Origin of the sequence: Bacillus sp. AFS098217 (genome assembly GCF_002551815.1) — a bacterium.
Taxonomy (GTDB): Bacteria; Bacillota; Bacilli; order Bacillales; family Bacillaceae_G; genus Bacillus_A.
The window spans coordinates 86912-101405 of the sequence record NZ_NVPR01000001.1; the positions used below are offsets into that span (position 1 = coordinate 86912).

15 protein-coding genes and 4 tRNA genes are annotated in these 14494 nt (G+C 36.9%); 1 reads left to right on the forward strand and 18 read right to left on the reverse strand.

Translation table 11 applies throughout. The annotated features are described in order from the left end of the window. From walR to COO03_RS00455, 16 genes are all read right to left on the reverse strand, one after another. On the reverse strand, window positions 1-708 hold the full coding sequence (gene walR, locus COO03_RS00380) for a cell wall metabolism DNA-binding response regulator WalR (protein WP_097894509.1): 708 nt from the start codon (window positions 706-708) through the stop codon (window positions 1-3). A 283-nt stretch (window positions 709-991) separates the two neighbouring features. Next, window positions 992-1064, reverse strand: a tRNA-Phe gene (locus COO03_RS00385). Window positions 1065-1106: 42 nt separating this feature from the next. Then, window positions 1107-1182 (reverse strand) — tRNA-Asp (locus COO03_RS00390). Window positions 1183-1200: 18 nt separating this feature from the next. Continuing rightward, window positions 1201-1272, reverse strand: a tRNA-Glu gene (locus COO03_RS00395). Between the two features lie 13 nt (window positions 1273-1285). Next, window positions 1286-1361, reverse strand: a tRNA-Lys gene (locus tag COO03_RS00400). Window positions 1362-1514: 153 nt separating this feature from the next. Beyond that, a complete protein-coding gene (locus COO03_RS00405) occupies window positions 1515-2804 on the reverse strand; it encodes an adenylosuccinate synthase (RefSeq protein WP_097894510.1) in 1290 nt (429 codons plus the stop codon). Between the two features lie 214 nt (window positions 2805-3018). Beyond that, window positions 3019-4380, reverse strand: a complete 1362-nt coding sequence (gene dnaB, locus COO03_RS00410; protein WP_097894511.1) for a replicative DNA helicase — start codon at window positions 4378-4380, stop codon at window positions 3019-3021. A gap of 27 nt (window positions 4381-4407) precedes the next feature. Next, window positions 4408-4854 (reverse strand): 50S ribosomal protein L9, encoded by a 447-nt coding sequence (gene rplI / locus COO03_RS00415; RefSeq protein ID WP_097894512.1) that lies wholly within the window; start codon window positions 4852-4854, stop codon window positions 4408-4410. Continuing rightward, complete coding sequence (locus tag COO03_RS00420; RefSeq protein WP_097894513.1) at window positions 4851-6824, reverse strand: DHH family phosphoesterase; 1974 nt, start codon at window positions 6822-6824, stop codon at window positions 4851-4853. Before COO03_RS00420 ends, rplI begins: the two co-directional genes overlap by 4 nt. A 154-nt stretch (window positions 6825-6978) precedes the next feature. Continuing rightward, window positions 6979-7917 carry a YybS family protein gene (locus tag COO03_RS00425; protein WP_097894514.1) on the reverse strand — a complete coding sequence of 313 codons (939 nt, stop codon included), beginning with the start codon at window positions 7915-7917 and terminating at the stop codon, window positions 6979-6981. Between the two features lie 80 nt (window positions 7918-7997). Continuing rightward, complete coding sequence (gene rpsR, locus COO03_RS00430) at window positions 7998-8231, reverse strand: 30S ribosomal protein S18 (protein ID WP_000918874.1); 234 nt, start codon at window positions 8229-8231, stop codon at window positions 7998-8000. Between the two features lie 45 nt (window positions 8232-8276). Next, complete coding sequence (gene ssb / locus COO03_RS00435) at window positions 8277-8789, reverse strand: single-stranded DNA-binding protein (RefSeq protein WP_097894515.1); 513 nt, start codon at window positions 8787-8789, stop codon at window positions 8277-8279. Window positions 8790-8816: 27 nt separating this feature from the next. Continuing rightward, window positions 8817-9107, reverse strand: a complete 291-nt coding sequence (gene rpsF, locus COO03_RS00440; protein ID WP_097894516.1) for a 30S ribosomal protein S6 — start codon at window positions 9105-9107, stop codon at window positions 8817-8819. A gap of 192 nt (window positions 9108-9299) precedes the next feature. After that, window positions 9300-10400, reverse strand: a complete 1101-nt coding sequence (gene ychF, locus COO03_RS00445) for a redox-regulated ATPase YchF (RefSeq protein WP_097894517.1) — start codon at window positions 10398-10400, stop codon at window positions 9300-9302. Between the two features lie 115 nt (window positions 10401-10515). Then, window positions 10516-10713, reverse strand: a complete 198-nt coding sequence (locus tag COO03_RS00450; protein WP_097894518.1) for a DUF951 domain-containing protein — start codon at window positions 10711-10713, stop codon at window positions 10516-10518. Window positions 10714-10733: 20 nt separating this feature from the next. Further along, window positions 10734-11591 carry a mechanosensitive ion channel family protein gene (locus tag COO03_RS00455; RefSeq protein ID WP_097894519.1) on the reverse strand — a complete coding sequence of 286 codons (858 nt, stop codon included), beginning with the start codon at window positions 11589-11591 and terminating at the stop codon, window positions 10734-10736. 300 nt (window positions 11592-11891) lie between these two features. Between COO03_RS00455 and yyaC the strand changes: the two genes are divergently transcribed. Next, window positions 11892-12488, forward strand: a complete 597-nt coding sequence (gene yyaC / locus COO03_RS00460) for a spore protease YyaC (RefSeq protein WP_097894520.1) — start codon at window positions 11892-11894, stop codon at window positions 12486-12488. A 20-nt stretch (window positions 12489-12508) separates the two neighbouring features. Here yyaC and COO03_RS00465 read toward each other — a convergent pair whose 3' ends face one another. Both COO03_RS00465 and soj read right to left on the reverse strand, forming a co-directional pair. After that, entirely contained in the window at window positions 12509-13360 is an 852-nt protein-coding gene (locus COO03_RS00465) for a ParB/RepB/Spo0J family partition protein (RefSeq protein ID WP_170958148.1), read from the reverse strand. Next, complete coding sequence (gene soj / locus COO03_RS00470; RefSeq protein ID WP_097894522.1) at window positions 13353-14114, reverse strand: sporulation initiation inhibitor protein Soj; 762 nt, start codon at window positions 14112-14114, stop codon at window positions 13353-13355. Before soj ends, COO03_RS00465 begins: the two co-directional genes overlap by 8 nt. Window positions 14115-14494 lie beyond the last annotated feature (380 nt).

A 14494-nucleotide genomic window follows, 5' to 3' on the forward strand; every position in this document is an offset into this window, starting at 1 on the left:
CTATTCCTGCTCTGGGTCACGCAAGTAATATCCTACTCCACGTCTCGTTACAATTAAAGTAGGATGACTTGGATTATCTTCAATTTTTTCACGCAAACGACGTACTGTTACATCTACTGTACGTACGTCCCCAAAATAATCGTAACCCCAAACTGTTTGTAATAAATGTTCTCGCGTCATAACTTGTCCTAAATGCTTCGCTAAATAATGTAGCAACTCAAATTCACGATGCGTAAGCTCAATGCTTTCTTCACGTTTCGTTACACTATATGCATTCGGATTAATAACAATTGGTCCAATAACCATTTCTGTATTTTCTTCTTTTTCTGCTGTACCGCCTTGCTGATGGCGACGTAAATTCGCTTTTACACGCGCCAACAATTCCCTTGTACTAAATGGTTTTGTTACATAATCATCTGCTCCAAGCTCAAGTCCCAATACTTTATCAATTTCAGAGTCTTTCGCAGTAAGCATAATAATTGGCATTTCAGAGCTTTTACGTATTTCACGACAAACCTCTAGTCCATCTTTTCCTGGTAACATAATATCTAATAAAACCATATCAGGTTGTTCTTCGTTTGCTTTCTCGATGGCCTCATCACCATCATGTGCCATTACAATTTCAAAACCTTCTTTTTCTAAGTTAAATTTTAAAATATCTGCAATTGGCTTCTCATCATCAACTACTAAGATTTTCTTTCCCATCATCGTGTATTTCCTCCTCATAAAAATATGGTCAATTATCCTCAAACACATTGATGTTTATATAGTCTTTCCCTATATTACGCCACCCTTTGTTTAAGTATTTTCTCCTCTATTCTCATAGAATCATGTATGATCCACTTTTACACGGAATCCTATACGATCTACAGAAAAACCTCTAGCTTCAACTGCTAGAGGCTCCTCATTCTATTGTAAAATAACTACTCTCATTTGTAAAATTGCACAATATAAAAAGGATATTAAGTGGGCCCACCTAATATCCTGAGAGTGGCTCGGGACGGAATCGAACCGCCGACACGAGGATTTTCAGTCCTCTGCTCTACCGACTGAGCTACCGAGCCAAAACATATATATAAAACCACTAATGGTGGTATAAACAAAAGTGGCGGTCCCGACCGGGGTCGAACCGGCGATCTCCTGCGTGACAGGCAGGCATGTTAACCACTACACCACGGGACCAAAAAATATAAAAAAACATGACCCGTACGGGATTCGAACCCGTGTTACCGCCGTGAAAGGGCGGTGTCTTAACCACTTGACCAACGGGCCACGAAAAATAAAATGGTGAGCCATGAAGGACTCGAACCTTCGACCCTCTGATTAAAAGTCAGATGCTCTACCAACTGAGCTAATGGCTCATACTCACCAACGTCATATTTCGTGACGACAAGAGTTATCATAACATAAAAACTTTTCTTTTTGCAATACCTTTTTTACTTTTTTTATAAAAGATAAGAAAAAACTCATGAGAGCATGAGTTTTTTCTTAAAAAAATCAGTTTCTTATATCAATTAAGCTTCGTATACGTTACGAACGATGTTTGTTTGATTACGATCTGGTCCAACTGAGAACATAGATAATTGAATACCTGTTAACTCAGAAACACGTTCTACGTAATTTCTTGCGTTTTCAGGAAGCTCATCTAATGATTTCACACCAGTAATATCTTCTGTCCAACCTGGAAGCTCTTCGTATACAGGCTCACACTTCGCTAAAATGTTTAGGTTTGCTGGAACTTCATCTAGAAGTTCTCCGTTATATTTGTAAGCAACACAAATTTTAACTGTTGGAATTCCTGTTAAAACGTCGATAGAATTTAACGATAGATCTGTTAAACCACTAACACGACGTGCATGTCTTACAACAACGCTATCAAACCAACCTACGCGGCGCGGACGACCAGTTGTTGTTCCATATTCACGACCAACTTCACGAATTTGGTGACCAATTTCATCATGAAGCTCAGTAGGGAATGGACCATCACCTACACGGCTTGTATATGCTTTACATACACCTACAACGCGAGTAACTTTCGCAGGACCAACTCCAGTTCCAACTGTTACACCACCAGCAATTGGGTTAGAAGATGTAACGAATGGGTACGTACCGTGGTCAATATCAAGCATAACACCTTGTGCACCTTCAAATAATACACGATGATTGTTATCTAGTGCATCATTTAATACAACAGATGTATCACATACATATTGCGCGATTTGTTGACCGTACTCGAAGTACTCTTCGAAAATTTCTTCTACGCTGAAACCTTCTGTATCGTACATCTTTTCAAATAAACGATTTTTTTGTACTAAATTGCGCTCAAGCTTTTCTTTAAATGCTTCACGGTCTAAAAGATCAGCCATACGAATACCAATGCGAGCAGCTTTATCCATATATGCAGGACCGATACCTTTTTTCGTTGTACCGATTTTGTTATCACCTTTACTTGCTTCTTCTAATTCATCTTGTTTTAAGTGGTAAGGTAAAATAACGTGTGCACGGTTACTTACACGTAAATTATCAGTACTTACACCACGATCGTGTAAGTATTTTAACTCTTCAAGTAATGCTTTCGGATCTACTACTAATCCGTTTCCGATTACACAAATTTTCTCTTTATAGAAAATACCAGATGGAATTAAGTGTAACTTATATTTAACTCCGCCGAAAACAATTGTATGTCCCGCGTTATTTCCACCTTGATATCTTGCAACTACTTCCGCATGCTCAGAAAGAAAGTCAGTAATTTTACCTTTTCCTTCATCGCCCCACTGTGTTCCTACAACTACTACTGAAGACATTATTCAAGCACCTCCGCAATTTTCAAACGAACTTTTCAAACAATATAATTGTACCAAAATGAAAAGAGAAGTCAATTTAAAAACGAACATTTTTTTGTATTTTATCATTTTTGTTCGTAAGAATTCTGTATTCCCACGATGAAAGCCCTATCTTTTATACATAAAAAAGAAACACACCTTATTATAAGAAATGTGTTTCTTTTTTATACTTTTTCTATGCCGGTGGTGCATGTCCATCATCAAAGCGACGCTCTAAATTTACGAATTTGTTAAATTCCTTTACAAACGCGAGCTCGACAGACCCTACCGGACCATTACGTTGTTTTGCAATAATAATTTCAATCGTATTTTTATTTTCCGTTTCACGATCGTAGTAATCTTCACGGTACAAGAACGCCACAATATCAGCATCTTGCTCAATACTTCCTGATTCACGAATATCAGACATCATCGGACGTTTATCTTGACGAGATTCAACGCCACGAGATAGCTGAGATAAGGCAATAACAGGCACTTGTAATTCACGTGCAATTCCTTTTAATGTACGAGAAATTTCAGATACTTCCTGCTGACGGTTCTCACCTGACTTCCCACTTCCCTGAATAAGCTGCAAGTAGTCGATTAGAATCATTCCAAGCCCTTGTTCTTGCTTTAATCTACGACATTTCGCCCGGATTTCACTCACTCGAATACCTGGTGTATCATCGATATATATACCAGCATTCGAAAGACTTCCCATTGCCATTGTCAATTTTGCCCAATCATCTGAAGTTAATGAACCAGTACGAAGCCTTTGCGCATCAATATTTCCTTCCGCACAAAGCATACGCATAACAAGCTGATCTGCACCCATCTCCAAACTAAAGATCGCAACATTTTCATCTGTTTTAGTCGCTACGTTTTGCGCGATATTCAGTGAAAAAGCCGTTTTCCCTACCGAAGGACGGGCTGCCACGATGATTAAATCGTTACGCTGGAACCCTGCTGTCATCTTATCTAATTCAGTAAATCCAGTCGGTATCCCTGTGATTTCACCCTTTTGATTATGCAAAAGTTCAATTTTATCGTAAGCATCTACAAGAACATCCTTAATATTTTGGAATGCTTTTGCATTTGTCTGATGTGATACCTCTAATATCTTTTTTTCTGCCTCATTTAAAAGGCCTTCCACATCATCTTCTCTTTCATATCCATCTGATACAATATGGGTTGCTGTTCGAATCAAACGACGTAAAAGCGCTTTTTCAGCAATAATGCGCGCGTAGTATTCTACGTTTGCTGCTGTTGGAACAGCTTCGGCTAATTCAGCTAAATAAGAAACACCACCAATTTCTTCTAATAACCCTTGATCAGCAAGTGCTGCTGTTACGGTAATTAAATCAATCGGTTCTCCTTTATCAGATAATCCAAGCATAACTCCAAAAACCTTTTGATGCGCTGTTCGATAAAAAGATTCCGGTAGCAGCAATTCTGAAGCTGCTGTTAACGCATCTTGATCGAGAAAGATAGCCCCTAACACTGCCTGCTCAGCCTCTATATTATGCGGAGGGGTACGATCAGCAAGTATGTCACTCATACGCAATCCTCCTTGCCTAACTTATTTTTATTGTTCACGAACATGAACTTTTACTATTGCTGTTACTTGCGGATGCAACTTTACAGTTACGTTTGTATATCCTAATGCGCGAATTGCATCGTCCATTTCAAATTTACGTTTATCAAGCTTAATATTATGTGCTTTTTGCATTACATCTACAATTTGTTTACTTGTGATAGAGCCAAATAAACGACCGCCTTCACCAGATTTCGCTTTTAATTCTACAGTTAATTTCTCTAAAGTTTCTTTTAATTTTTTTGCATTTTCAAGTTCTGCTGCTGCATCTTTTTCTTCTTTACGTTTTTGTGCCTCTAATGTTTTCATGCTGCTATTAGTTGCTTCTGCAGCTAACCCTTGCTTTAACAAGAAATTATTTGCATAACCATCTGGTACGTTTTTTACTTCTCCTTTTTTCCCTTTACCTTTTACGTCTTTTAGAAAAATTACCTTCATGATTGTGTGCCTCCCTGTAAATAGTCATCAATAACAAATTGAAGTTTATCTTCAGCTTCATCTACCGTAATATTTTTCATCTGTGTAGCTGCATTTGTTAAATGTCCGCCGCCACCTAGATTTTCCATAATTAGCTGCACATTCACTTCACCTAAAGAACGTCCGCTAATTCCAATGAAGCTTTCCCCACGTTTTGCAATGACAAAAGATGCAATTACCCCTGTCATCGTCAACAACGTATCAGCTGATTGCGCAATTAACACTTGATTGTAATATTCATCACCATCTACTTTGGCAATCGCAATTCCATTTTTATAAATGTAAGCATTTTGAATTGTTTTTGCAATTCTTAAATACTGCTGCATATCTTCTTTTAACAATTCTTGCACAAGAACTGTATCTGCTCCGTGCGAACGTAGATAAGAAGCTGCATCAAATGTACGAGCACCTGTCCGGAATGTAAAACTTTTTGTATCTACTATAATTCCCGCAAGTAGTGCTGTCGCTTCCAGCATCGTCATTTTTAAACGCTTTGGTTGATATTCAAGAAGCTCCGTTACAAGCTCTGCTGTCGAAGAAGCATATGGCTCCATATAGACAAGAAGTGGATCTTCAATGAATTCTTCACCACGCCGATGATGGTCAATCACAATTACATTTTCAATCTTATGCAGCAGTTTTTCCTCCATTACCATTGAGGGCTTATGTGTATCAACAACAACAAGTAATGAATCATCTGTTGCAAATTCCATAGCCTGCTGCGGTGTAATAAAGCGAGACCATAGATCTTCACTTTGCTTCACCTTATCCATTAGGCGTTTAATCCCCTTATCAGAATCGTTCTCGTCTAATACAATATATCCTTCACGTTCATTTAATTGCGCTACCTTTAAAATACCAATTGCAGCACCAATCGCATCCATATCTGGAGCTTTATGCCCCATTATAATAACATTGCTACTTTCCAATACCAAATCTTTTAATGCATGAGAGATAACTCGTGCCCGTACGCGTGTACGTTTTTCAACAGGATTCGTCTTACCGCCATAAAACTTTACCTTACCAGTCGCCTGTTTAATAGCTACTTGGTCCCCACCTCTTCCTAATGCGAGATCTAAACCTGATTGAGCCATAGCTCCAAGTTCTGATAAAGATAAATCACCAGATCCAACACCAATACTCAATGTGAGTGGAATATTTCGTTTTGACGTTTCTTCGCGCACTTGATCTAAAATATCGAATTTCCCTTTCTCCATTTGTGCCAAAATGCTTTCATTTAACACAACAAAGAATCTCTCTGAAGATGCACGTTTTAAATATGCACCATATTTAATGGCCCATTCGTTTAAACGTGACGTAACAAGGCTTGTTATATTCGTACGCAATTGATCATCTAACCCTTGTGTAACCTCATCGTAGTTATCCAAGTAAATGACCGCTAGAACCGTACGCTGATCCTCATACATCTTTTCGATTTCCGTTTGCTCTGTTACATCAAAGAAATAAATTAACTTTTCTTCTTTTCTTACGAACACACGGAACTTGCGATTATTTAAAGATACGATATCATCAGAAGTTTCTCCTTTTATAAAAAGAAGTAATGTTTCTGATACATCATACAGATGCCATCCTGCTAAAGAATGCTGTCCTAAACAAGAAGACAAATAAGGATTTGCCCAATCAATTCCATAATCCTTATTGTATAACAAAATACCAATTGGCATTTGATTAAATGCTTCATTACTTACTTTCTTTACCCTTGTAATCATATCTGTTGTATACTTTTCGAAATTCCTCTGAAAGGCAAGTTCAAAACGAATTACAAAGAACAGTACAATGCAAAAAATACAAAAAGTGGCCATCCCCACTAGCCAGTGAAAGTAACCAAGAATGGTAATAAGCACAAACATAAAAAATGCCAATACATAAACAGGGTATAAAAAACGCTGTCTCTTATAAAATTCAGGCATGGATCCAACTCCTATAAAGTAAAACTAACACAGCTAGCAGACAATCCACTTGTAGCTGTTGGTTAGTTGAACAGATTAAACGCCTTCACGTTAAACGTTCACTACAGGTCCACATAGTATGAAATAAGCTGCTATAACGTCCCCTCGCTATTACTTATTTTGATTGTATTTTAGAACGCAATGAAAAACCTAAGTCAATTATACCTAAGATTGTCACAAGAGGGAACAACATAGGAATAAACATACATACAATAAAGCTAATAATAGGGAGTGCTTTTGTATAACCTTTTGCATGCGCCAAAAAGGCTATAAACACAAAACCTTGAAATACAAGGAGCATTGAAAAGATGAAATATAAGTTAGAAAACACTATGTGTAAATATGAATCTGATTCAACTTTCATAAATGTGGAAAGTACAATAAATATAACGTAATACCAAACGATATTCTTTGGTAATTGCATATCTCGAAATTTAGGCCACGGCACTACAGAATGCTTCAATCTTCTTAAAACATTTCCCGCCATTAATACCGTAATCCAAGAATACATTACCGAAACAATTACAAGTAAACTTGGAAGGAGAATACGAAGCAGGTCACTAATTTGCCCTAATAAATCTTTTTGTTCCTCAGTGATTGATGCACCAGCAGCAGTCATTATTTTCTCACTTTGTTCAATTCCTTCTTTAAACATATCTTGCATTTGCTTCATTAAATCTATGTTAAAAAACTTGACACTTCCAATATAAATCAATAAAAAACTAATCAAGTATGCAAGTGTCCCTACTAATAGTATTTCCACTGGTCTTTTTTGCTTTTTATACATATATCCTAAAGCAATACCTATTATGCCGCACATACATGTTTTTACAAGACTAAGTGGCGAACTCACAATAATGGTAACAAACAGTGCAGACACAAAAAACATACACGCACTAGAAAACGGGTGTCTTACCATAAATAATAAAAATGGTAATGGCAACGCAAATGTTACAACCATACTTAAAATAGGAATATATAGGGATACAAGAAGTAAAACCGCATATACAGCTAATAATACTGCTCCCTCTGTAATAAGCCTTGTACGTTTCATCTTTTAACCTCTCTTTCCAAAAAGAAAAGCATAGCAAAATGCACAGTAGAGTCGGACTCTACTGTGCATTTCATACGCTATTATTCACCAACATATGGTAAAAGTGCCATTTGACGAGCACGTTTAATTGCAACTGTAAGTTTGCGTTGGTATTTTGCGCTTGTTCCTGTTACACGACGAGGTAAAATTTTACCACGCTCAGAAACGAAACGTTTTAATAAATCAACATCTTTATAGTCAATGCGAGTGATGCCGTTAGATGTGAAGAAACACACTTTACGACGTTTCGCACGTCCACCTTTGCGTCCTGCCATGTTTATTTCCCTCCATTCTTTGTTAAAAATAACCGATTCATACCATTAGAATGGTAAATCGTCGTCCGAAATGTCAATCGGTTGACCAACATTCGAAAATGGATCGTCATTCTTTGTAAATCCAGAGTTACCTGAGTTACCCGGGTTACTAGATTGACCAAATGGGTTAGAGCTTTGGTTACCGAAACCAGCTCCTGATGGTTGCTGATTGAACGAACCACGTTGCTCCCCACCGCCATTACGCGGCTCTAAAAATTGTACGCTCTCCGCAAGAACTTCTGTTACATATACACGTTTACCATCTTGTCCCTCGTAATTACGAGTTTGAAGACGTCCATCTACGCCCGCTAAGCTACCTTTTTTCAAATAATTCGCCACGTTTTCTGCTTGTTTACGCCATATTACACAATTAATAAAGTCAGCTTCACGCTCACCTTGTTGATTCGCAAATGCGCGATTCACAGCTAACGTGAAAGTAGCTACCGCAACACCATTGGGCGTGTAACGTAAGTCAGGGTCCTTAGTTAAACGACCAACGAGGATAACACGATTCATCAATCGAACCACTCTCCCTATATATCTTAATTATTTTTCTTCTTCTTTAACAACGATGTGACGAAGGATATCTTCGTTGATCTTAGCTAAACGATCGAATTCTGTAACAGCTTCTGCGTTAGAATTTACGTTTAAGATCATGTAGAAACCGTCACGTAAGTCGTTGATTTCGTAAGCTAAACGACGCTTACCCCACTCTTTCGTGTTAATGATTTCTGCACCATTGTTAGTTAAAACGCCTGCGAAGCGCTCAACTAAAGCTTTTTGAGCTTCTTCCTCCATGTTTGGACGGATGATGTACATGATTTCGTACTTTTTCATTACACTTTCACCTCCTTTTGGTCTAAACGGCCCATAATGGGCAAGGAGCAATTAATTATATAGTAATTACTCACGAGTTTAGATTATATCATAGTAAGTTGAATGAATCAACTTACCAATACATAAAAAACTTGGCAAACATATGATATGTTTGCCAAGCTTATATCCCTATTTTTCCTAGGAAATATAAAATTACACGTTAAAGCGGAAGTGCATAACATCTCCATCTTTTACGATATACTCTTTTCCTTCTAAACGTACTTTTCCAGCTTCTTTAGCGGCTGTCATAGAGCCGTTCTCCATTAAATCATCATATGAAACTGTTTCAGCACGAATAAACCCACGTTCAAAGTCTGTATGGATAACGCCAGCACATTGTGGCGCCTTCATGCCTTTTTTAAACGTCCATGCACGTACTTCTTGTACACCAGCTGTGAAATAAGTAGCTAAGCCTAGTAAATCGTATGCAGCACGAATCAACTGATCTAAACCTGATTCTTCAATACCTAGCTCTTCAAGGAATACTTTTTTCTCCTCTTCATCTAGCTCAGCAATTTCTGACTCAATTTTTGCACAAACTACAATTACTTGTGAATTTTCATTTGCTGCAAATTCTTTTACCATTTGCACATATTTATTTTCAGATGGATCCATAATATCATCTTCACTTACGTTCGCTACATAGAGCATTTCTTTCGTTGTAAGTAAATGAAGACCTTTAACAATTTTCATTTGTTCTTCTGTAAATTCAACAGTACGAGCTGGTTTTCCAGCTTCAAACGCTTCTTTTAAACGAGCTAAAATCTCGTGTTCATATACTGCTTCTTTATCTTTTTGTCTTGCTAACTTCGCTACACGTTCGATACGTTTATCAACCGATTCTAAATCCGCTAAAATTAGTTCTAAATTGATTGTTTCAATATCATCAATTGGATCTACTTTTCCTGAAACGTGTGTAATATTTTCATCTTCAAAACAACGCACAACTTGGCAAATTGCATCTACTTGGCGAATGTGAGATAAAAATTTATTTCCTAATCCTTCACCTTTACTTGCACCTTTTACAATCCCTGCGATATCAGTAAATTCAAATACAGTTGGAACAGTTTTTTTCGGTTCTACTAGTTCTGTTAATTTATTTAAGCGATCATCTGGTACTTCTACAATCCCTACGTTCGGATCAATTGTACAGAATGGATAGTTTGCAGATTCTGCTCCCGCTTGTGTAATTGCATTAAATAATGTTGATTTCCCTACGTTAGGTAAGCCAACAATCCCAGCCGTTAATCCCATATTTTTCACTCCTATGTCTCAATCTTCCATCATTATAGATAGTAACGAATAAAATGACAAGTTACCTAAAAGCTCAAAAAAGTAACAGCTGCATGAGGCAACTGTTACTTTTTCTCTATTCTTCGTGCTTTACAAGTACTTTTTTCACCTTACGATCAAACTCTCTTCGAGGAATCATTACCGAATGGCCACATCCCTCGCACTTAATGCGGATATCCATTCCCATACGAATAATCTTCCAACGATTTTCACCACAAGGATGGGCTTTTTTCATTTCCACAACATCGTACAAGTTATACTGCTTTTGCTCCACTCTCCAAACCCCTCTCACTACTAATTTGCTTTTTCACTAATCAACTCTTCACGATTATATAAAACCATACGCGGGTATGGAATTTCAATACCATGTAAATCAAGACGAGCTTTAATCTCTTTACGAAGAGCTCTAGCAATAACCGCCTGCTTCATCGGTTCTACTTCAGAAATAACACGCAGCACCACTTCAGATGCAGCAAGTGTTTGAACCCCTAATAATTGCGGTGTTGTTACCATTTCTTCATATTTTTCAGGTAATTCTTGTAATAATTTTTCAATTACTTGCTCTGCTCGATTGATATCACTCTCATAAGAAATCGATACATCAACGAATGCCACACTATTGCTAATAGAAAAGTTTGTTACTTGCGTAATACTACCATTTGGTAAAATATGAATCTCACCTGTCCAGCTTTTTATCTTCGTTGTACGTAGTCCAATTTCTAAAACTGCTCCTTCAAATTGGCCAATTCTTACATAATCACCAACTGAAAATTGATCTTCTAACAAAATAAATAAACCTGTAATGACGTCTTTTACTAAACTTTGAGCACCAAAACCGACTGCTAAACCGATTACCCCAGCCCCAGCTAGTAATCCCGATGCATTAATGTCAAATACACCTAAAATCGCGATTAACATAATAAACATAACAACGTACGCCACAATATTTTCAAGCAATTTCGCTACTGTAACTGTACGACGCTCTGAAATTTGAATAGGCGAGCGACTCCCCATGTGGAATGCTTTTCTTACAATTGCTCTAGCAAGACGAACCACTATCACACCAAGTACCAAAATAACTATTATTTTTATCGTTCTCATTCCTACATTGGCCCAATTTATCGAATCAAACCATTGTATTAATAAATCCATATGCTTGTACCTCTCCAACTAAAATTTCTTTTTATTCACTCTTTATTGTATCAGAAGTTTTCTCTATTTCTGAAAAAATTTTATGACTTTCTTTACATTTGTTCTTCTTCATTCAGGTATAAAATGACATGAATATATATATACTAGTACTATTATTTCCTCCCTCATAAACAGTTTGCAAAAACCATGAACTTATAATTTTTCATATTACATTTTTCTTTCACTCATTATGAAATAAAAGCCTTACATAAAAACACTTTATAACATGTTGTAAAAATTTATTAAAAGGATGGGTGCTTCATGAACATTGGGAGTTTTCGCTTGCCTTTTTTTGAAAAAGAATCGCAAAATGTTATGCACCACGACGTAGAGGCCTCCGAGACAATCAGCAATTTCTTACTCTCACATATACCCATTAAACTAAATATCCCGCTCATTCTCATTTGCATTGGAACAGACCGTTCAACTGGTGATGCACTTGGACCGTTAGTCGGGACTAAATTAGAACAGATGGAGATCCAAAACTTCCAAGTATTCGGCACGCTCGATGAACCAGTACACGCACTAAATCTCGAAGATAAAATTCAGAATATACAAACTTCTATTCCGAACTCTTTTATTATCGCAATAGACGCTTGCCTTGGAAAATCTCAAAATATCGGCTCCATAACGATTGGAAAAGGACCTAGCAAACCTGGAGCAGCAATGAATAAGAAATTGCCAGCAGTTGGAGAATTACACATACATGGCATTGTAAATTTGAATGGCTTTATGGAATTTTTTGTCCTTCAGAATACAAGATTGAGCCTAGTTATGAAAATGGCTGATGTGATCTCTCAAAGTATAAAAGAAACAGATCAAAAATTATCAGCATTAAAAAGAGCAAACCATCTATAAATAAAAAGATGGTTTGCTTTTTAATTGTTTCCTGCTAGTAACTCTAAAATACGATTTAAATCATCTTTATTAAAGAACTCTATTTCAATTTTACCTTTTTCTTTTTTTGTTTCTTTAATCTTTACACCTGTGCCAAATTTTTCCCTTAATAGCGTTTCACGTTCTACAAAAAATATATTTCTTTCCATTTTCACCTTCTTTGTTTCACGTGAAACGCGCTGGTTAATTTCTTGAACAATTTGCTCTAGTTGTCTAACATTCAAACTCTCTTTTTCAATGCGCTTCAGTAAAGATTTTAATTGTTCTTCATCTTTTACCGTAAGTAATGTCCGACCATGTGCCATAGATAACTTTCCACTTGCAATCATATCTTGAACAAATGGAGGGAGGCTTAGTAATCGAGTATAATTCGCAATATATGGCCTACTTTTTCCGAGACGCTTTGCTAATTGTTCTTGTGTTACGTTCAACTCATTCATTAGCATTTGGTACGCCATTGCTTCTTCCATTGGATTTAAGTCTTCACGTTGCAAATTTTCAAGTAAAGCAAATTCCATCATTTGCTGCTCACTTAATTGTCGAACAACAGCCGGAATTTTTTCAAGACCGGCTTCCTTAGCAGCTCGATATCTTCTTTCACCAGCAACAATTTCGTATCCTTTAATACTCTTTCTCGCAATTAAAGGTTGTAAAATACCATGTTCTTTAATAGATGCCGCCAACTCTTGAATCGCTTCTCTATTAAAGTGTTTACGTGGTTGATACGGATTGGGTCTTAATTCAGTTACTGTAATCTCTTGAATTGTTTCTTCTTCTTTCACATCTAAATCAGGAAAAAATGCATTAATTCCTCTTCCTAGGCCTTTAGCCACCTGCAATCACTTCCTCTGCTAAATCTATATATACTTCTGCCCCTCTTGATTTAGCATCATACTGCATAATTGGTTTACCATGACTTGGTGCCTCACTTAAACGAACGTTACGCGGGATAATTGAGCGATACACTTTATCCCTGAAATATTTTTTCACTTCATCTATAACTTGGATCCCTAGATTCGTGCGCGCATCTAACATCGTTAACAATACACCTTGAATTGCTAAATTTTTATTTAAATGCTTTTGCACAAGCCGAACTGTATTTAATAGTTGGCTTAATCCTTCCAATGCATAGTATTCACACTGAACAGGGATAATGACAGAATCTGCTGCGGTTAATGCATTAATTGTTAATAACCCTAAAGATGGGGGGCAGTCGATAATAATATAATCATATTCGTTACGAATCGGCTGTAATGCCCTCTGCAAACGTACTTCCCGGGAAATGGTTGGCACCAATTCAATTTCAGCTCCTGCCAATTGAATGGTAGCGGGTAGAACATCTAAGTTTTCAGTTGCGGTTTTCTGTATAACGTCTTGAACATCTGTATCTTCTACGAGAACATTATAAATACATTGATTTAATTCAGATTTTTCAATTCCCACACCAGTCGTTGCATTTCCTTGAGCATCAATGTCTACAAGAAGGACTTTTTTCCCTACCTGTGCCAATCCAGCTCCTAAATTAACGGATGTTGTTGTTTTTCCAACACCGCCTTTTTGATTAGCAATAGCAATGATTTTTCCCATGATGTCACCTACTTTCAACCTTTCTATCTTATTCTAAAAATAATTATGTTTATTGTAACATGAAATAAAACTTTTTCTTTTACGTCCTTATTAAACTTCAAAATTTATTTCCAAACTCCTTCTTCATTCCACAAGAAAATATAGTAAAAGGGACCTCTTCCAAAGAATGAGGCCCCTTTTAATATATAAATCCATTTTAATTTTTCGACATCTAAATCCCTGCTGTGCAGAATAAAAAGTAACCTACACTCGTTTGCTCTTTCTGTTTTTACTTCGCATGTGGCAGAAAAAGGCCCTGACCGCTTCTATGCATGGCCAGATGCTCTCTCCCACCTAAAAAGAGGGGTTTTATGTCGGTTTTTTAATTGATGTATATATCT